Source organism: Streptomyces sp. SCSIO ZS0520 (assembly GCF_025643355.1).
Taxonomy (GTDB): Bacteria; Actinomycetota; Actinomycetes; order Streptomycetales; family Streptomycetaceae; genus Streptomyces; species Streptomyces physcomitrii.
This window is the reverse complement of record NZ_CP092644.1, coordinates 6,023,187-6,041,306: the sequence shown is the minus strand read 5'-3', so window position 1 is coordinate 6,041,306 and position 18,120 is coordinate 6,023,187. Positions and strand designations below refer to the sequence as shown.

General features: G+C 71.9%; 17 protein-coding genes and 1 tRNA gene. 4 read left to right on the top strand and 14 right to left on the bottom strand.

The annotated features are described in order from the left end of the window. Nucleotides 1-83: 83 nt before the first annotated feature. Nucleotides 84-157, top strand: a tRNA-Ile gene (locus tag MID12_RS24210). Between the two features lie 202 nt (nucleotides 158-359). Here the strand turns inward: MID12_RS24210 and MID12_RS24205 are convergent. From MID12_RS24205 to MID12_RS24190, 4 genes are all read right to left on the bottom strand, one after another. Further along, a complete protein-coding gene (locus MID12_RS24205) occupies nucleotides 360-863 on the bottom strand; it encodes a hypothetical protein (protein ID WP_263170713.1) in 504 nt (167 codons plus the stop codon). Nucleotides 864-1,392: 529 nt separating this feature from the next. Continuing rightward, nucleotides 1,393-2,091, bottom strand: a complete 699-nt coding sequence (locus tag MID12_RS24200) for a GntR family transcriptional regulator (protein ID WP_263170711.1) — start codon at nucleotides 2,089-2,091, stop codon at nucleotides 1,393-1,395. Between the two features lie 209 nt (nucleotides 2,092-2,300). Then, entirely contained in the window at nucleotides 2,301-2,426 is a 126-nt protein-coding gene (locus MID12_RS24195; protein WP_263170710.1) for a hypothetical protein, read from the bottom strand. Beyond that, entirely contained in the window at nucleotides 2,423-2,659 is a 237-nt protein-coding gene (locus MID12_RS24190) for a hypothetical protein (RefSeq protein WP_263170709.1), read from the bottom strand. The genes MID12_RS24195 and MID12_RS24190 overlap by 4 nt, the downstream gene beginning before the upstream one ends. A gap of 505 nt (nucleotides 2,660-3,164) precedes the next feature. Between MID12_RS24190 and MID12_RS24185 the strand changes: the two genes are divergently transcribed. The 3 genes from MID12_RS24185 (at nucleotide 3,165) to MID12_RS24175 (ending at nucleotide 5,454) form a co-directional block, all read left to right on the top strand. Further along, the gene (locus tag MID12_RS24185) at nucleotides 3,165-4,364 is read left to right on the top strand and encodes a helix-turn-helix domain-containing protein (RefSeq protein ID WP_263170708.1); all 1,200 of its coding nucleotides are present in this window, start codon (nucleotides 3,165-3,167) and stop codon (nucleotides 4,362-4,364) included. Next, a complete protein-coding gene (locus MID12_RS24180) occupies nucleotides 4,339-4,782 on the top strand; it encodes a GNAT family N-acetyltransferase (RefSeq protein ID WP_263170707.1) in 444 nt (147 codons plus the stop codon). The genes MID12_RS24185 and MID12_RS24180 overlap by 26 nt, the downstream gene beginning before the upstream one ends. 507 nt (nucleotides 4,783-5,289) lie before the next feature. Next, the gene (locus tag MID12_RS24175; RefSeq protein WP_263170705.1) at nucleotides 5,290-5,454 is read left to right on the top strand and encodes a hypothetical protein; all 165 of its coding nucleotides are present in this window, start codon (nucleotides 5,290-5,292) and stop codon (nucleotides 5,452-5,454) included. Between the two features lie 72 nt (nucleotides 5,455-5,526). Here MID12_RS24175 and MID12_RS24170 read toward each other — a convergent pair whose 3' ends face one another. The 10 genes from MID12_RS24170 to MID12_RS24125 form a co-directional block, all read right to left on the bottom strand. Beyond that, nucleotides 5,527-6,204 (bottom strand): collagen-like protein, encoded by a 678-nt coding sequence (locus tag MID12_RS24170; RefSeq protein ID WP_263170704.1) that lies wholly within the window; start codon nucleotides 6,202-6,204, stop codon nucleotides 5,527-5,529. Further along, nucleotides 6,201-6,533 carry a hypothetical protein gene (locus MID12_RS24165; RefSeq protein ID WP_263170703.1) on the bottom strand — a complete coding sequence of 111 codons (333 nt, stop codon included), beginning with the start codon at nucleotides 6,531-6,533 and terminating at the stop codon, nucleotides 6,201-6,203. Before MID12_RS24165 ends, MID12_RS24170 begins: the two co-directional genes overlap by 4 nt. Nucleotides 6,534-6,562: 29 nt before the next feature. Beyond that, on the bottom strand, nucleotides 6,563-6,826 hold the full coding sequence (locus MID12_RS24160) for a holin (RefSeq protein ID WP_263170701.1): 264 nt from the start codon (nucleotides 6,824-6,826) through the stop codon (nucleotides 6,563-6,565). Continuing rightward, on the bottom strand, nucleotides 6,826-7,677 hold the full coding sequence (locus MID12_RS24155) for an N-acetylmuramoyl-L-alanine amidase (RefSeq protein WP_263170699.1): 852 nt from the start codon (nucleotides 7,675-7,677) through the stop codon (nucleotides 6,826-6,828). Before MID12_RS24155 ends, MID12_RS24160 begins: the two co-directional genes overlap by 1 nt. Before the next feature lie 94 nt (nucleotides 7,678-7,771). Continuing rightward, nucleotides 7,772-10,147: a right-handed parallel beta-helix repeat-containing protein gene (locus tag MID12_RS24150; RefSeq protein ID WP_263170696.1), complete on the bottom strand. Its 2,376-nt coding sequence runs from the start codon at nucleotides 10,145-10,147 to the stop codon at nucleotides 7,772-7,774. A 13-nt stretch (nucleotides 10,148-10,160) separates the two neighbouring features. Continuing rightward, nucleotides 10,161-10,784 (bottom strand): hypothetical protein, encoded by a 624-nt coding sequence (locus tag MID12_RS24145; RefSeq protein ID WP_263170695.1) that lies wholly within the window; start codon nucleotides 10,782-10,784, stop codon nucleotides 10,161-10,163. Between the two features lie 10 nt (nucleotides 10,785-10,794). Beyond that, nucleotides 10,795-11,724: a hypothetical protein gene (locus MID12_RS24140; protein ID WP_263170693.1), complete on the bottom strand. Its 930-nt coding sequence runs from the start codon at nucleotides 11,722-11,724 to the stop codon at nucleotides 10,795-10,797. Nucleotides 11,725-11,727: 3 nt separating this feature from the next. Next, nucleotides 11,728-12,876, bottom strand: coding sequence for a phage tail protein (locus MID12_RS24135; RefSeq protein WP_263170692.1), 1,149 nt, complete (start codon nucleotides 12,874-12,876; stop codon nucleotides 11,728-11,730). Next, nucleotides 12,876-13,766, bottom strand: coding sequence for a hypothetical protein (locus MID12_RS24130; protein WP_263170690.1), 891 nt, complete (start codon nucleotides 13,764-13,766; stop codon nucleotides 12,876-12,878). The genes MID12_RS24135 and MID12_RS24130 overlap by 1 nt, the downstream gene beginning before the upstream one ends. A gap of 10 nt (nucleotides 13,767-13,776) precedes the next feature. Next, nucleotides 13,777-18,120, bottom strand: a complete 4,344-nt coding sequence (locus tag MID12_RS24125) for a phage tail tape measure protein (RefSeq protein ID WP_263170689.1) — start codon at nucleotides 18,118-18,120, stop codon at nucleotides 13,777-13,779.

Below are 18,120 nucleotides of genomic sequence, written 5' to 3'. Positions count from 1 at the left end.
AGCCGACCACGCGACGCGGGAGATCGTATAAGCGGCTATGCTGCGGCAGACGGCGCGCACAAATGTGCGCGACTCGCCGTAACGGGGCGGTAGCTCAGCCGGTTAGAGCAGCGGACTCATAATCCGTCGGCCGTGGGTTCGAGTCCCACCCGCCCCACTCCAGCCCCCGCCCGTGGCACCTCTCTCCACCTGCACAAGCAGCGCCCCTCCCCCGCGCAATGGCGTCGCGAAGGGGTCGGCAAGATCGTTAGCTGGCTCGCTGCTGGCCCGAGCGCCAACGATCATGGATATGCGTGAACATGCGTGAGCCCCGGCCGGATCGGGTCCGGCCGGGGCTCACGAGTGCCCGCTGCAAGAGGTCACACGGCGGCGGGCACCTCGTACTCGCCGCCGTTGGGCCAACCATCGCGCCCCTGGGGCAGTGCGTGGATGACATACAGGTAGAGGCGCGAGGTGTCGTGGAAGTCGAGGGTGACCCCGTACGGGATCGCTCCGCGCTTCTCGCGGGTGCTGTAGATGTCCGCGGCGGCGATCTCCTGGTTCCCGGCGCCGAGGATGAGGGCGGCCATGTGCTTGTCGACGGCGGCGAGCTTCACTTTCCCGCCGTCCAGGAGGTCGTCAGGCATCGGAGCCGGGGGCGGACTGGGGTCGCCTTCCACGATGGCCTCTTCGCCCTCGTAGTTGTCGCCGGGGGCAGCGGTGGCCATCCAGACGAGGAGGACGCGGGCGCCGGTGCGGTAGGTGACGGCCAGTCCGTAAGGGTGCTTGGTGTGGCCGGACTCCGCGGCGGTCTGGACTTCCTTGACATTCCCATCCTGCTCCAGCAGGGAGCGCAGGAACTTCTCGAACCGCTGGGGGCGCATGATCATTTGTCCTCTCGTGGCGGGCGGCTGGGTCAGTCTATGAGGCGCGGCCTCCCTCGGTGGGGACCGAGGGAGGCCGCTTCCTTGATCACGTCGCGAATAGTCGCGGCGTCCGCGCTGCTCAGGTGGCGGTGCCGCCCGGGCACTGCTCGCGGCTGCCTGGCTTCTGGTGCGGCGCGGTCTGCTCTCCGGCCGGTGCGCCTACGGTCTGTCCGCAGGACGGGCAGTTGCCTTGGCACTCTCCGGGATCGAATCGACGTGCACTCATGATCATCACTCCTTCTGGGTGTGACGGGCTGGTGCTACTCCGGAGCCGGTTCCGGCGCGGGATCGGGCGCGGGAGCCGGTTCCGGCTTGGGCTCCTTGCCCCCTCCGGGGCTGCCGTAGGCGAAGGCTGTGGAGTGGTCCATCGCTCTCCTTCCGGCCCGTGTGGGCCTGTGGGTGGTGGAAGGGGCGGCCACCCCTGGGGGATGGGCGGCCGCCCCGGGCCCGCTCCCGGGCCACCCGGACTGAGGCCCGGGCGGGGTGGTCAAGCCCGGGAGCGGGAATCTTGGGGCAGGTCACCACGGTGTGGTTGGGGGCCGGGGTAGTAGTAACGGCGTTCTCCCCGGCCCGGGGAGCGCGAGTGAACCAGGTTGCGTTCGTGCAGTTCCGTGAGGGCGCTGGCCACGGTCTGTATGCCGACGCCGAACTCGCCCGCAAGACTGGCCTGGGACGGCAGACGCTTGTTCGGGGGGTAGTGCCCGGCCCTGATCTGACGCCCCATCTCGCGCGCCAGACGTTCCTGTAGCGTCCCGCCGCCAGCCCGCCACCTGGCGCTGGGTTCGATCGGGAAGACGCCGACTCTCTTGCGGACTTCGACCAGGCCGCGCCTGCGCAGGATCGCCACCGCCCGCACCGAACTGCCCCGGCCGCAGCCGTAAAGCTCCGCGATCATGTCGTGCGAGTAGACCTCGCCGGGCCGCCACTGGCCGGTCTTGAGACGCTGCTCAAGGCGGCCCGCAACGCGCTGCGCCTTGTGCGGGAAGTGACGATGGTTGTCCAGATCGAGGCAACGGGGGGAGTGCCGGTACCGGGGGCGCTGCGGGCCGCGACGAGTGTGCCTGATGACCACCTCGTACTCCTCGTGCGGCGAGATCCGCTTGGCGCAGTCGTCGCACACGGGGCGGTTGGCGCCCGAGATGGGCGTGAAGGACAGGCGGCGGCTGGGGGCCAGGGCCTCGCTCACGCGCTCTCCTGGTAGCCGAAGCCGACAGATTCGCGGCAGCCCTGGTGGAATCGATGCACGCGCGGCGGCCCGCTCGCGGTCTCCTGATACTCCGTTATGGACGGCTCGCCGGGGGTGATGGTGTCGGGGCAGGCGGCACACCACTGAACGTCGGGCGGCAGGGGAAGGTCGGACGGCGGGGGCTGAAGCATGAAGGGTGCTCTCGGTGGTCAGTGGGTGGACATGGCGTAGTAGAGGACGGCGGCGATCCCGGTGAGCGGGGCGAAGATCATGAACACCCCGCCGAAGCCGTAGGTGCGGCGGAAGTGACGCAGTGCTGCGCGGGCCCCGGTCACGGCTTGTCCAGAGGGTTGGGGCGGCCGCGGAACCAGCCGCCGTGGGCGTTGGGGTCGCCGCGGCGGGAGCGGCCGCGGTCCCCGCGGCGACGCTGAGGAGTGCCGGCCTGCGAGCCGATGCTCTTCAACCAGGCGTCGCGCAGAGTCCGCCCGGCCGGGCACGGCACTCCTCGGCAGAGGGCGCACTGCTCGAAGTGGTCGACGTAGGCGCGCTGTTCGCGCCGGACCGTCATACCGCGCCTTCAGCCGCTTGGGGCGCGAGGTGGGTTCCGCGGGCGACCTTGTAGATCCGGCGCCGAACGCGGCCAGTCGGGCACAACTGCTCAGCCCGCTGGCACGTCGTGCAGTTCAACAGGTGCCCGATGTAACGGCTGTAGGCGACGTCTACGGGCTGTATGGGTGCCGTCATGAGGTGGCCTTCCCGGAGTGGCTGTGGAGGCAGGCCCTGGGGAACCAGTACGAGGCCCCGATGGGGTGCGGCCTGATGCCGAGGTCTACGACGTCCGGCGCGCCCCTCAGCGGACCGCAGCCGTAGACGCACGCGTCGCCCCGCAGCTGCTCCTCGGACAACGTGGCGACGTCCGGCAGCGGGGGCTCGTCCGTCCGATTCCTCTGCTTCGTAGGGCTCACACGAGTAGCGTCATAGGCACACACGGTCAGGGAACAGAGGCTTCGTGTCCGCAGGTGTCCGCACTCCAGCGGACGCAGCGGACTCGGCGGACGCCAGAGGAGGCGGAGATGGCGGAGACGTTCGGCGCCGCGCTGCGCCGTCTCCGCGGCAGCCGCTCAGTACGTGACGTAGCAGCGCTCGCCGTCTGCTCCAAGTCCTACGTTTCCGACCTGGAGCGCGGCACCCGGAACCCGACTATCGACATCGCCACGACTCTCGACCGGGCACTCGGCGCCGAAGGCGAGTTGATCGCCCTTGCTGAACGCCGCGGCAACGATCCATATGCGGACGCGGACACGCTCCAGGCAGGGCTGGAAGAGGTCCTCGCCGCAGGCCCACTCAGCGCTACGTCGCTGGACGATATGGAATGGACCGTGGCTCGCCACGGGCGCGCCACGCGGTACCGCCCCGAGGGCAAGCACTTCCCCGAGCTGCTCGGCGACTTCCAGCACCTGCGCCTACTGCTCGCCCAGCGTCATCAGCCCCAGACCAGGCGGCGCCTCACCACCGCGGCGGCGCGCATGTCCGGCCTGATGGCGCTCACGCTCCTCAAATTGGGGGACGACCGGGCGGCCGGGTGGTGGCGCACGTGCCGTATGGCCGCAGCCGCCGCCGAGGACCGGGCGACGCTCTCATGGGCGTACGCGCAAGAGGCGTACCAGGCCTACTACGGCAGCGACATGGACACCGCTATCGAGTTGGCCGTCCGAGCGCAGACGCTCGCGGGTGGTTTGCCGTGCGTCGGGCCAGCGCTCGCCGCGCCGCTGGAAGCGCGGGCCCACGCGCAGCTCGGCCGGGGCTCCGAGGTAGTGGCCGCGCTCAACCGCAGTGAAGCTGCGCTCGACCGGATCCCGGAGCGCGACCGTGAAGACTCCGCGTTCGGGTACTCGGAAGCACAACTCCGCTTCCACAGCGGCAACGCGCTCGTCCACCTCGGCGATGCGCATGCGGCACGCGACCAACTGACTGCCGCGCAGCCCCTCTTCGCGCAGACGAATCGGGTTGACCTGCCGCTCATCGGCCTCGACCTGGCCATGTGCCACGCCATCGAGGGCGACCCCGCCGCCGCGGCCGCCGTGGGCGCTGCCACCGTCCTCAGCCTGCCGGTCGCCCACCGCTCCCCGCTGATCATCTTTCGTGCGCGCGACGTGGCGGATAAGGTCCCGCAGGCGCGTGAACTGCGCGAGGTGCGGGAGCTGCGCGAGATCCTCGCGGCGCCCCAGAGCAGCGGAGGAGACCTGGATGCAGATCGAGACGGCAACCCCTGAGGACATCCCCATCGTGTCCGAATTCCTCGGCGAGATCGAGGCGTACTACGGCGGCGCCGCGGTCCCCGGTGATCCGACGCAGGTGCGCGCCGCGCTCTTCGGGGACCGTCCCGCTGCAACGGTGCTGCTGGCGCGGGATGGTGGCGAAGTCGTCGGGATGGCCTCGTACACCTACCTGTGGCCTGCGGCCGGTGCTGACATGTCGCTGTACCTGAAAGAGCTGTTCGTGCGCGAGGGCGCGCGGCGCCGTGGTGTGGCCCGGGCGTTCATGGCGGCGCTGCGGGACATCGCCGCGGAGGCGGGGTGTTCGCGGGTCGAGTGGACGGCGGACACGGACAACCCCACCGCCTTGGAGTTCTACGCCGCGTTCGGTGCCGAGCGTCGAGCTGGCAAGGTCTTCTACCGCTGGGAGCAGTGACCGACCGCCCGACACGAAGGAAGCCCCCGCCGCCCGGAGGCGGCGGGGGCTGAGCCTGGAGAGAACTGCTCGTTGACCCGGCACCGGCGAGAAGGCCGAAAAACGGGTTCCTGGAGAACGCCGCGGTGCTTCACAGGCGAGCACCATCGAGGTTTTTCGGCCATATGAGCATGATCAAAGAGGTCTCAAAATGGAACGAACAGCCTCAAAGGATAATCATATGACCGCAGTTTTGCCGACATCCCATAGGTTCGAGATCGACCGTTTGCGCTGGTCAGGCTACTGCCTTCGGTGGTGATGTGAACGGGATCGTTTCCCGAGCGACCCAGTCGGGGCCGCAGCCGGAATGCGCGCTGGCCGCTGATGACAATTGTGCAGGTCAGCTAGCGTCCTGACTCTCGCTCGCCAAGAGTGGGCGCGCTCTGGCATATGCCAGGGGAATATGCGTAGGGCCCGTCAGCTTCCTACGGGCAACGGGCCCGACGCCCGACCTGAAGGAACAGATCAGTGAGCAACTCTATGGCCTTACAACCTGAGCCTCAGTCCGCGAGGGTCGTCATCGCCTTGGCGACCGGCTACGTGGGCGGCTACCTCGCCGCGGCGCAGGACGTCGGGGTCGGGGCATTGGTTGCCGCGGCGGCCGGGGCGGTCGCCTGGCTGATGCGGCGGTAAGAGCGGCGCCCCCGCACCTTCTGGTGCGGGGGTGTTCGTGTTGCCACCGTGGACGGCAGATGGCATTGGCCGTCACGAGCGGCGGCGGTCAGCAGGCAGGCCCGGTGTGCTCGGGGTGGTCTGTCCCGGGTCGGGCTCCGGCGGGGTGCTGTTCCGGCGGCACACGAGCGCGTCCGGGTCGGTGGGCGGTGCCTGGAGCGAGTAGCCGTCCGGGCAGGTCTGCCCGTCACGGCCGTCCGCTCCGTCCGTACCGTCTTTGCCTGCGGGGCCTTGTGGCCCTGCGGGTCCTGCGGGCCCGGGCTCGCCCGCCGGGCCTGCTGGTCCTGCTGCTCCGTCCGTGCCGGCCTCTCCGCTCGGCCCGGTCTCGCCCGCGGTGCCGTCCGCACCGTCTGTGCCCGCGGTCCCGGGCTGGCCCTGCTGCCCGCGGGGACCTCGGGGCCCGGCGGGGCCGGGGATCGGGACGGGTACGGCGGCCCGGTCGGGGAGGTCCTCGACCGCGCGGCCGGGGTCGGGGGCGGCGGGGGTGTCGCCCTTGGCGGTTATCTGGGCGCGCAGTACCCGGACGTCCCCCGCGAGCGTGGTCACCGCGGAGCCGCGGGCGTTGGCCTCGTCGGCGAGCTGGTCGGCTCGGCGGTCGGCGGCGTCGATGCGCAGCCACACCAGGACCACGGCGCCGGAGAGGACCAGGAGCACGGCGGCGACCGCGAGCGTGCGCCAGCGCTGGGCGAGCGCGGCTTGGGTGCGTCTCACGTCGGCTGTCCCCCCAGCTCGGCAATGCGGTCCCGCAGCCGTGTGATCTCGGTGTTGAGCATGTTGATCTCGTTCTGCAAGGCGGCCTTGTCGGCGCGTTCGCGGGCGAGTTCGGCGTAGGCCTCGGCCAACTTCAGCTCCTTCTGGGCGAGTTGGGCCTGTGCCTTGTCGCGTTCCTCTTGGACCTGGTCCACGAGGTTGCCGTAGCCGGTGAGCACGGCGCCGTCCCGGGTGGCCCGGGTGGCGCCGCGCTGGCCGATCAGGGCGCCGGTGGCCGCTGCGAGTCCGACGATGATGGTGCCGAGCGCGCCGAGCTGCGCAGCGTCCACGGGTGCCTCCGGTGGTGCCTGGGGCCGGGTCAGGAACCCGAGCGCGGGGTGTGCAGGGCAGCGCGGTCCGGGGTCGGCGCCTCCGTCAGGCCGGGCCCGACCGGGCCAGCACCGTAGGCCACGATCGCGGTGAGCACCGCGGCGATGGCCGCGAGGCCGCCGACCGAGAGCGCCTCGCTCCAGTCGATGTCCAGGATGCCGAGGCCGTCGCCAGTGATCAGCGCCAACTCGGCCTGCGCGAAGGTGCGGACAGCGCGCTCGCCGGTTGCGCGCCAGAAGGCTGCGGTGCCCATCAGCTGTTCACCTTCTTCTCGATGGCGTCGAGGCGCTTGCCCTGCGCGCGCTGCTCGGCGATCAGTTCGAGGAGCCGCTCGTAGATCTCCTTGAGGTACGAGCCCGCCTTCCAGGTGGGGTTGGTCTTGACGGTGCTCGCGGACGGCGGTGCCGGGATTTCGTCCCGGTCCCACACCGCCGCGCTGATGCCCTTGGCGTCCATGTCGTCGTTCTCCTTCGGGGGCTTGGTGGTGCTGGAGCCCGGCGACCAGCTCGCCGGGTGCTTGAGGCGCTCGGCGACGTCGGCGCGGAAGGAGTTCATGGAGAAGGAGGGGTCGATCTTCCCCTCGATGGACGTCTCCTTGTGCCCGGCGACCGAGTCCGCGGACCAGCCGTGCGCCCGGCACAGGGCCGCCGCCCAGCGCACCGCGGCGTCGTACTGGGCGGTCGGGTACGGGTCGTGGCCGTCGCCGCGGTTCTCGATCTCGATGCCGTACAGGTGCTGGTTGCCGTCCACGGTGCCGCTCGCGCGGCTCGGCGCCGGGTGCGTGGAGGACTCGTTGAGGATCGCGTTGAAGGCATTGCGGGCCGCCTTGCCCGCGTGGTTCGAGCGCCCGGCGCTGATCATCGTGGCGGTGCCGCTCTTGGCCAGGTGGCTGTGGCACAGCGGGCCCGGCAGGTCCGAACGGCCGCGCCACACCGCGTCCAGCGAGGCGGTGCCCGCGGTGTGGTGGATGAGGACGCCGTTGACCGGGCCCCAGGGTCCGACCGCGTTGCGGTTGTGGCTGCGCCACCCGGCGTGCTCGACGACGCTGACGCCCTCGGCGCGCAGTACGGCGAGCAGCCGGTCGGCAGATAGCGGTGTGGCCATGCGGTTCTCCTCGGGCAGCAGGAAGCCCCGGGCCGGGCGGCACGGGGCGGGCAGAGCAGGTCAGTGCGGCTTCGGGGCGCTCCGAGCGTGCGGGTCAGGCAGCGAGGCGCAGCAGGTGTGCGGCTGCGGCGGCCGCGGTGTTCGAGGCGCTGGCAGCGGACCACTGGGCGGTGACGACCAGTTGCTGATCTGCGGTGCTGTCGCGGGTCACCGCGGCGTCGGTCAGTTCGGACTGGGTGGCGCCGGACGTAGCAGCGAGGTGGTGGGCGAGGGCGGCCCCGCCGCTCCAGGTGGCGGAGCTGCCGATGGTGAGCGAGTGCAGGGTGCCGTCGATGCGCCACCCGCGGTTGGTGATGGCCGAGCCGGTGGTGATCGCGGTGAACGCCGCGACGACGGCCCCGCCAACGCCGCCGAGGCGGACGCGGATCGTAAGCGTCGGCGTGCCGGTGGTGCTCGCGGTGCCCTGGGCGGCGAAGCGGTAGAGCACTCCGGCCGCCGCGTCGTTCGCGGGGATCGTCCAGGCCGCTACGACGGTCTCGGCGGTGGTGTTCGCCGCGGTCGAGGTGGACACCACCGAGGGGGCGTCGGCGGTGTTGCCGCTGCGGCGGGCGCCGGTGACGGTGGAGGTGAGGTTGACCCCGGCCAGCGTGGTGTTGCGGGTGCGGATGTTCCGCACGATGGGCCGGGCGGTGTTGGTGGAGATCTGCACGCCGTAGCCGGTGAGGTCGTGCAGGTCGCAGTCGTCCACGACGACGTCCGCGCCGTCCCACAGGTGAATGCCGTTGGCGGCGACGCCGGTGACCTGGCAGCGCGAGATCGTCACATCGGTGGCGGCCGCGGCCGGGGTCGAGCGCGAGTCCACGGTGATCCCGGCGCCCGAAGAGCCGTTGACGGCGCTGTCGGTGATCTGCCCGCGGCGGGTGCCCAGCGTGCTGATGGCGGTGGCGCCGGTGGTGTGCGCGACCACCTCGGAGAGGACGTAGTCCTCGACCCGTTCCAGGCGTACGGCCTGAAGGGTGAGGCCGCGGGCGGCGACGCGGCCGACCGCGGCGTCCTGGACGTATCCGGTGTCCTCTCCGACCAGCTCGACGGCGGCACCGTAGGCGCCGCCGCCGGTCATCGTCACGTCATCGATGACGAGTCCGGCCAGGGGCTGGGAGCCGGTGATGGTGGCCGCGCTGCCGCCCGCGGGGGTGCGGTGGCTGGCCCGGCTGCTGTCGAGGGTGCGCACCAGCACGCCGCCGCCGCAGTCGCGCAGCTGCACGCCGGAGATGACCGCGGCTTCCCAGGTGTACGCGCCGATCGCGAATTGCGAGCAGCCTTCGGCCCGCAGGTCGCGCACGCGGATATCGCGGTGCGGCCGGCCCGGGGAGGCGGAGTGCGAGCCGATCGCGCGCGGCCACGCCGTCGTCCCCGCGGTGCCGGACGGGCCCACCGCGCAGCCCTCGATCAGGACATCGACGCACGGGGTGTCGTCGTAGGGCCCGAACCCGCCGAAATACGCGCTGCCCTTGGCCAGGTCGGGCTGGATGAACTCGGAGAAGTCCCGGCCGCCGGGGTCGATGTAGCCCAGGCCGCGGACGTTGGAGATGACGGCGTGACGCACGGCGTTGATCTCGATGCCGTGGTACCCGGACACGTCCTTGATCGTGGTGTTGCGGATGACGACGTTCTCGGCGTGGCCGATGCTCATGCACATCGCTGAGGCGGTGAAGACGGTGCCGCGGCAGTCCCACAGCCCGCCCTCGATGGTGATGTCCCCGTGGCCGGTGTAGCCGCCGAAGTTCTGGGCGGCATCGCCGTTGAGGAGTATCGTGCCCGCGCCTGCGCGGCGGAAGACGGCGCCGGGGAGGGCGAGGAGGTGGGTGCGGCGGTAGATCCGCAGCGGCAGGGTGGCCAGGTTGTAGGTGCCCGGGGGCACCAGGAGGATGCCGCCGCCCGCCGTGGTGACCGCGGTCAGTGCGGCCTGGAGGGCGGGGGCGTCGTCGGTGGTGCCGTCGCCGGTGGCGCCGAAGCGGCGGGCGTTGTAGAGGGCCGAGCCCGCGAGCCCGTCCACCGGCAGCCCGCCGACCGTCAGTTGCCCGGTGACGTCGAGGTCCTGGAGCACGGCCAGGTCGCCGGTGATGGTGCCGCCCGCCAGGTCGAGCTTCTGCTCCAGGCCGAGTAGCGCGAGCAGTCCCGCCTCGCGGCTGGTCTCGTGCCAGCGCACCACCCGGCCCCCGGGGGCGTTGTACTCGTACTGGATCGCCGGAGTGTCTGCGGCCTTGAAGGTGCGGATGGCGCCGGGGGCGTCGCTGGTGGCGCCGTTGGAGCGCAGCTGTCCGATGGGGGTGGTGCCGTCCTCCTCGTACAGGGCGGTGACCGCGGCGCCGGAGTCCGCGCGGCGCACGGTCAGGGCGTAGTCGGGGACGACGTCGCCGGTGGTGGTGGTCAGCACCGCGGAGGGGGTGCCGCCGAAGGTGTACAGCAAGGTAGGGGCCCTTTCAGACGAGCCAGTAGTAGCCGGAGATGTCGACCCAGTCGGTGCCCTCGGTGCCCTGGTACCACCACAGCAGGTCCCCGGTGGAGCCGTAGGCCGAGGCGGTGTTGGCCCCGAGGACTTCCAGGCGCCCGGAGGCGTCGGTGGTGGCCCCGGCCATGGAGCAGGTGCCCGACCAGGTGGCCAGGCGCGGCGGGATCAGGTCGGAGGGCACCGAGCCGAGGTTGACGGCGTTGGGGTCGTAGATCTTGGTGGCGTCGGTCCGCTCGATCCGGCCCTGCACCTCGACCTTTCGTCCGCCGTCCACGACCATCGCGGCCAGGCGCACGTCCCCGGCCTGGAACCCGGACTTGAGGGTGATCTGCCGGTTCCACACCGGCGGAGGGGCCCAGAGCGTGGCCCACGTGTCCGCGGTGGCCGAGGTCTTGAGCCAGGTGGTGCCGTCGTCGGCGGTGACCAGGGTGTGCGCGGGCGCGGTGGCGAAGCGGGTGGTGCGCTCGGCGAGGTTGGTCACCTGGTGGACCAAACGCGGGTCGAGGGCGGTGGCGAGGTCGGCGAGGTCGCCTGGAGTGGTCGGGGACTGCCCGCCGCCGGGGACGGGAAGTTGGGCGTAGCCGATGGCGGCCACGGGCGCCTCCTCATGTCGAGAACGTGATGGTGATCCGGCCGCCGGTGAAGGCGGCGTACTCGGCGCGGCCGTGCGCGCTGATGGCGAGTCCGCGGGCGGCACCGGAGGCCAGCGCGGTGCGCCAGGCGCTCGGCAGGGTCGCGGTGCCCTGCGCGCCGACCGCGAGGGACAGCAGCCCCTCGGGCCCGGCGCCGAGGTTGAGCTGCCCGGACGGCGGCAGCTGGTAGTCGTGCAGGTAGAGCCGGGCGCGGACCTTGCCGTTGATGCCGGAGCCCCGCTTGCGGGCGAACTGCACCTTCATGGCGGCCACGTTCTTGCCGTCGCAGGCGTCCTTGATGCGGCTGCCGTAGAACCAGCCGCCGCGGCGGTCGCCGCGGCCGGTCCAGTCGCCTTGCGTGGGGGCGTCGGCGTAGTCGTCGGGGCGCCCGCGCCGCCAGGTCCCGGAGGCGGTCGGGGACAGCGAGACGGGCTTGGGTGCGCGAGTGGGCGGGGCGGTCGGCGAGGTGTCGCTGCCGCCGATCTGTGCGTAGAGGGTGCCCACCCCGTTGGCGTCCTTGCGGGTCCACAAGGTGGTGACCTGCTGCCACCCGGCGCCCGTGGGGGTGGCGGTTCCCCAGGTGTAGGCGGAGATCGCCACCAGGTCCTCGGCGGCCTCGGTGGCAAGGCGGGTGATGCGCTCTGCTTCCGCCTCGGCCGGGTCCTCGCCCAGACGCCACAGCACGATGGGGACGGCGCCGCGGCGCACGGCGACGGTGTCCCCGGCCGCGCGGTTGCGGTAGGCGTCCGTGCAGGCCACGTCGTAGAACTGGGCGCCGCCCATCATCAGGTGCACGGTGCCTTCGCCGGTCACGTCCGTGACGGTCGCCGACACGGTCTGCAAGCCGCCCCCGGCGGCGGCTTGGTGGGTGAGGTCCTTGCCGAGCTGCTCACGGATGTTCACGCCTCACACCCCCCGTCGCGTGCTCGTGCGGGTCGTCAGGGTCTGGGTGACGGCGCCGAGGGTGAAGGGGCAGGCGTCGACCAAGTGCCGCTCCCAGCGCCCTTGGTCGACCTCGGCCAGCACGACGTCCCCCGGTTCCAGGGCCGGGTTGCAGGCCACCGTCAGGGACAGGGAGGCCTGCACGCCGAGGCTGTCCGCCAGCCGCGCCCGGGCCACGTCGTCGGCCTGGGCAAGGGAGGTGACCAGCGGGGAGGTGTAGCGGCCGGTGCGCACCCGCACCCCGGCCAGGCCCAGGCGCTGTGGGGCGAGGGGGTCCTCTACGGGGTCAGGACCGGCGTAGGTGAGGGAGTCGGGATCGTCGTCCCAGGCGACTGCCGGCCCGGCGACTGCGCCACCGTCGCCCGCGTCCCCGGTGACCACCCACAGGTTCACCAGGTTCTCGGCGGACTCCTCCTCGGCGGGCTCTGCGGTGACCAGGGTGTGCCCGATGCTCCACCGGACGGGATCGGCCAGGGTGGGCACCTGCGCCATGGTCGGAGTGCCGGTGGCGTCGCAGAAGAACTCGGCGCCGAGCGACGACGCGATGCCGGTGGAGGTGCCCGCGGTGTCCGTACCGCCCGACAGCGCCGCCCACCGGTCTTCATCCACGACGAACGCGGGCAGGCGCGTGCCGCGCTTCACGCCGTCGCGCCAGGCGATCGCTGAGCCCGGCAGGGCCTCGGCAGCCAGGATCGCGGCGCAGGCCTCCGCGCCGTCCGGGCCGATGGTGCGTGCCCGCGGCAGGGCGGCGCCGCGCACCACCTCTTCGCGGCCCAGGAGGTCCAGGGACACGCCCAGGCGGGTGCGGCGCAGCCGGTCGATGACGTACCGGCCCGCGGGGATCCACTCGACCTCGCGGCGCGGGATCCCGATCCCCTGGAACAGCCGCAGTTCGGTGCTGACGGAGTTGATGCCGTCGCGGCCACGGGGGACGTCGAGCAGCTCGATGGCGGCCGAGTAGCGGCACTCCGCGGTACGGTCCGGCGTCACCTGCCCGGAGCCGTAGCGCACGGGGTTCCATGTGCGCCCGCCGTCGTTGGACCACTCTGCGCGCACGGGGCGTCGGGTGGCCTGACCGAGTGCGGCCAGTGCCGCCGCGCTGATGGGCAGCATCAGGTCACCGCGCCGTTCGTCGCCAGCGCCGCGTAGCTCGGATACGAGGCGGTGACGGCGTCGTATGTCGCGAACGCGGCTGCGAGGTCGTCGTAGGTCCAGCCCGGGGCGCACATCGGCTGCCCGGCGGTGGCCGGTCGCTCGATGGGCACCACGTCGAACGTGACTGCGTACCCGCCTGTGGCGCCGAGTTTGCCGGTGGGCTTCTCGGCGACGTCGCCGGGCACGAAGTAGCGGTCGGGGATCCGGTAGCCGGGCCGGACCTGGGCGAGGAGGACCCCGGAGCGGATCAGCTCCCGGAACTGCTCGACCTGCCCGGTCAGGACGTCCACGGTGACGGTCTCCGCAGGGGCCGCCGCGGTGTCGTAGGCGATGGCGCTGTACGGGCTGCCCGAGCGGGCCGCGCTGTCCTGGCGGCCCCCGCTGGTGGTTCCCTGGGCCGGGCCGTAGGCCACCCGGAGGGAGAGCCCCGGCTGCTCGATGCTCTTGATCCACAGGTCCCGGGTGCGGCCGGGCGCCGGTGCGGGGACGGTCAGCCCGAGCGAGGTCGGCGTGCCCCAACTGCCGTCCGCGTACTGCGGGGTGGCGGTGTAGGTGACGCCCACGCCGAGGGGGGCCTCATGGTCGTAGGCCTGCCCCACCCCTTCCAGCGCCCACGCGCTGTCCGCCGAGCGCACCGGCGCCGCCTCCGCTGCGCTCGGGTCCTGGCGCACGATGCGTACCCGGTGCACCTGGTCGGCTGCGGGCAGCGGGACGGCGGCGGTGTAGTCGACCGCGAGGTAGACCCCCGCCCACGGGTCGTCCACCACCGCGGTCAGCCAGCCCTCGGGGCTGGTGACCTGCGAGGGTGGGGTGATCGGTGGCGCCGACAGGTCCACGATCATCGGCATCGGTGCTCTCCTATCTGCTGCCTGCGCGCTTGGAACGCCGGACATCCGACAAGGCGCCGTCCACCCGGTCGTCCACGTAGGCCCGCAGCACCGTGCCGTCCTCGACGACCAGGTACAGCGGGCGGCCGTCCAGCGAACTGTCCCGGTCCCCGGCGGAGCGGGAGGCGGCCGAAGGCAGGGCGGACTGCCCCAGACGCGCCGCGGCCGACTCGACGTCAGCGCCGCTCGCGGTCATACCGGCGACCAGACCGGCCCCCACATCACGGCCCGCCTGCTCGCCCTTGCGGGACGGGCTGTGTGCGTCGATGCCCTTCTTGGAGCGGATCGCCTTCACCGCTCCCGCGCCGATCTTCGCCATGGCCTTCTGGATCGCGGCCTCCTCGGCGAGCAGCCCCGCCAGGAACCCGCGCGAGGCGGACGTGCCCGCGTCGTACATCGCGTCGGCCATGGTGTTGCCGTAGCCGGTCGACAGCTTTGCGCCGGACTTGGCGAGGGCGTTGAGCTGCTTGATCTGCGAGCCGCTCGCGGAGGCGACCATGCCAGCGAGGCCGCTTTCCGGGCCGAGCGCGGCCAGTTGGCCGATCAGGTCCCGGGACAACCCCTTCTTGGACAGGGCGGCGATCTGCTGCTGGAAGCCGCGAGCGGTGTTCTGCCGGGCCCGCATGCCCGCCACCACCTCGCCGATGCTGGCTGCATCGGCGAGGTTGGCCAGGCCGATGTAATCGGCTGCCGTCTTCTTCTGGTCGGCTGCCGCTGCCCTGGCCGTGTCGATCTTCGCGCTCACCGCGTCGCGCTGCTTGGCCATGGCCTGAAGGCGGGTCGAGGCCTTGGTGACGGAGGCGGTGAGCGACTTCCCGCCAACCCCGGCGGCCTTCAGGTCCTTGGTCAACTCCTTGGCCGCGCGGGAGATGTCCGAGGCCGAGCCGGTCAGCGACTTGGTGAAGGCGTTCAGGTCGCCGGGCAGGTCCTTGCGGGCCGCACTCCGGGCGGCCTTGGTGCCCTTGGCGAACCCGCGGGCGCCCAGGCCCTCCCACATTCGCAGCGAGTCGGCGTGGTTGTAGACCTCCTCCCCGCCGCTGAAGCGCACCAGTTCGGGCCCGCGCTCGCCGACCCAGGCCACTTCGCCCGGGCGGGGCTTGCCGCCCTCGGCGTACCCCTTGGCCACGAACCCGTACCGATGCGTGAACAGCGAGTCCTTGTAGCCGCGGGCGCGGGAGCCGACCACTACGCCGTCCCCGCCCCGGCTCTCGACGTTGGTCCCGTTGATGGTTCCGGCGGTGTGTCCCACCCCAGCATTGGTGATGCCGATCATGTACGGGGAGCGCTTGTTGAGCACCCACCCGCCGGGCGCGGTCGCCCCCGAGAACGCGCCGGTGGCCCACCTCCTGTGCGGCTTCTGGCCTCGGATGACGGACTCGATCGCGGAGACGAATCCCGAGCAGTCCCACGACGGATCCCCGTTGCCGCCCCACTGGTAGGCCTTGCCCGCCTGGGTGCGCGCCCAGGACAGCCCGGCCTTGAAGCCCTTGCCGCCGATCCCGGCGGCTTCCAGCTTCTTGTCCGCCTTCCCTGAGTAGTCGAACAGGGCGCTGATCATCTTCTTGGGGATGCGGGTGATCATGTCCCGGTACAGGGAAGCCGAGCCGCTGATCTTGGCGATGAGCGGGCGCACGACGGCGTTGACTCCGGCCTCGGCCGAGGCCTTCATGCCGTCCTTGAGCCAGCCCACCCCCGCCTTCGCCAGGTCCAGGCCCTTGGACGCGGCCTTGCCGACCCAGCCGAAGATGCCGCCCTTGGCGAAGCCCTCACCCTGGAACTGCCGCAGCGAACGCCCCTGCATGGCGGCCTTGTTGACCGCCAGCAGGCGGGCCCGCTCGTAGGGGTCGCGCATCGCCTCGGACACCGCGACGCCCTCGCCGCGGCGCATCGGCACCAGCTGGTCGTCACCCTGCCGGTACGAGGACTGCCCGGGCAGGACACCGCCGCGGGCGAAGCCCTTCATCTCCGACATGGTCGGGGCGCCGAACTTGTCGGCCACCTTGTTCCACACCTTGACGATGCCGCGGTTGTACACGGTGTCGATCACGAAGGCCACGGGCTTCTTCGCGATGCCCTCGACCTTGTCCCAGGCCTTCTTGATGCCGCGGCGGGCAGTCTCGAAGGAGTCGGCCACCCGCCCGGTCGCTGTGCGCAGAGCGGCGAACACCGGCGCGATGCCCACGCGGTAGGCGCTCGACACGGCCGAGCGGATCCCGGACAGAGCGGGCTGCACCGCGTTCTTCCACAGCCAGCGGAAGGCGGCACCGCTCAGCCGCAGCGCCGCTCCGAGGGCGGAGAGCGTACTCATGGCCGCCGCGCCCATGGCCCGAGCCCCGGCGGTGATCCATCCGAACACTGGCCGGGCGGCGGCGTTCCACAGCCAGCGCAGCACGCCGCCGACCGCGCGCACGGTGGTCATCAGGGCGGAGAGCACCGGCCGCACCCCGACCGCCCACATGGTGACGGCGGCCGCGCTGATCCAGCCGAGGACCGGCCGCACGGCGGCGGACCACAGCCAGGTGAACACCGCGCCCAGCGCCCGGACGGCGAGATAGATCGGCCCGAACACCACGATCGTCAGGACCGTGGCGAGGATGCGGGCCCCGGTGGAGACCGCGGCGAAGGTGGGCTGAAGCACGGTGGACCACAGCCAGGAGGCCGCCGCCCCGACCGCGCGCAGGCCGGTCATGAAGCCGCTCACCAGGGGGCGGATCCCGTTCGTCCACAGCCACACGGCGCCGGTCTGGATCGCCGACCAGACGCCCATCACGACGCTGCGGAAGGTCTCGGACTTCTTCCAGGCGACGAACAGGGCCGCGCCCAGAGCGATCAGACCGATGACGATCAGCCCGATCGGGTTAAGGGCCAGCACCGCGTTCCAGGCAGCCTGAACTGCGATGGCGGTGCGCTGCACCGCGGCCCACGCCAGGATGGCACCTCGGTAGAGGCTGAACGCCGCGGTGGTCGCTCCGGTCGCCAGGGCGTTGGCGGACAGCATCAGCGTGAGCCCGCCCACCAGCACGCCGAGCGGGGCCAGCCATGCCCCGTAATTCCGCAGCCAGCCCAGGGTGCTGCCGGTGGCCTCGCCCACGGTGGTGAACGCCGGTCCGAGGCGGTCGGACAGCCAGCTCGCCGCGGAGCGCGCGGGCGGCACGACCTTCTCGTCCAGGACCCGGGCGACGCTGAGCAGCGGCGGGATGACGTACTTGGTGGCGGCCTGGCCCAGTGCCATGAGGGCCCGGCGCTTGAACTGCTCGAACGTGACTCCGGCGTTGTCGCGCAGATCATCGCCCGCGCGCGTGGCCGCGCCGCCGACCTTGCCCAGGTCGGCGACCGCGGCCGCCGGGTCCAGGGCGAACAGGGCGCCCGCGAGGTCCTCGGCCTTGGTGCCGAACAGGCCCACCGCGGCGGCGTTGCGGTCCACGGGGTCCTTCATCGTCCGCAGCCGGTCCAGGACGTCCTGGAGACCGCGTGCCGCGCCCTTGCCGCCGCGGGCGAACTGCGCGGTGGACTTCTCGGCGTTCAGACCCAACAGCTTGAACGCGTCCGCGGAGGCCTTGGAGCCGTCCGTGGTGCGGATCTGGAATTCCTTCAGCGCGTCCGCGACGACGTCGGTGTCCCGGGCACCCGCGCGCATCCCCTGTGAGAACAGGCCGGTGACGGTCTTCACGTCCAGGCCCAGCGAGCGGAAGACGGTGCTGTACTCGTTGAAGGTGTCCATCAGGTCATCGGCCCTCGGGCCCATCACCTGGAAGCCGCGGAACATGGTGTCCAGGGCCTCGTCGGCGTTCTTGGCCAACCCGGTCTTCACTGCCTGCCCGGCAGCGTTGGCGGCCTGGCCGAGGTCGACCTCGAAGAGAGTGGAGAGGTCCTGTGCCTTGGTGGCGATGGCGGTCAGCTGCCGGGTGGTGGCCTTCTCCGGGGCGATGCCCGCGGCCATGACCGCCCGCACCGCGGCGGCGCCGTCCTCGACGGTCTCGGTGACGGCGCCCGCATACAGCTTCCCGGCGGCGGCCCCCGCCGCCTTTGCCTCCTTCGCGGACAGCCCCAACTGCCCTTTCAGCTTGCCGGTGGCGGCCTGCTTGTCGATGGCCTCGGAGATGCCCTTGGCGACCAGCCCGCCGACCACCGCCCCGGCCGCGAGGGCTCCGGCCTTCATCTTCGTGGCCATGCCCTGCATGAGCCCGTCGCCCCCGGCCTCACCTGCCTGGCGGGAGGCCTGGGCGACGGGCTCGCCGATCTGCTCGCGCAGCGCGCGGCCGAAGCCGCTCATGTTCGGCAGGACATCGACCCATACGGCACCGGCCCGAGGCAT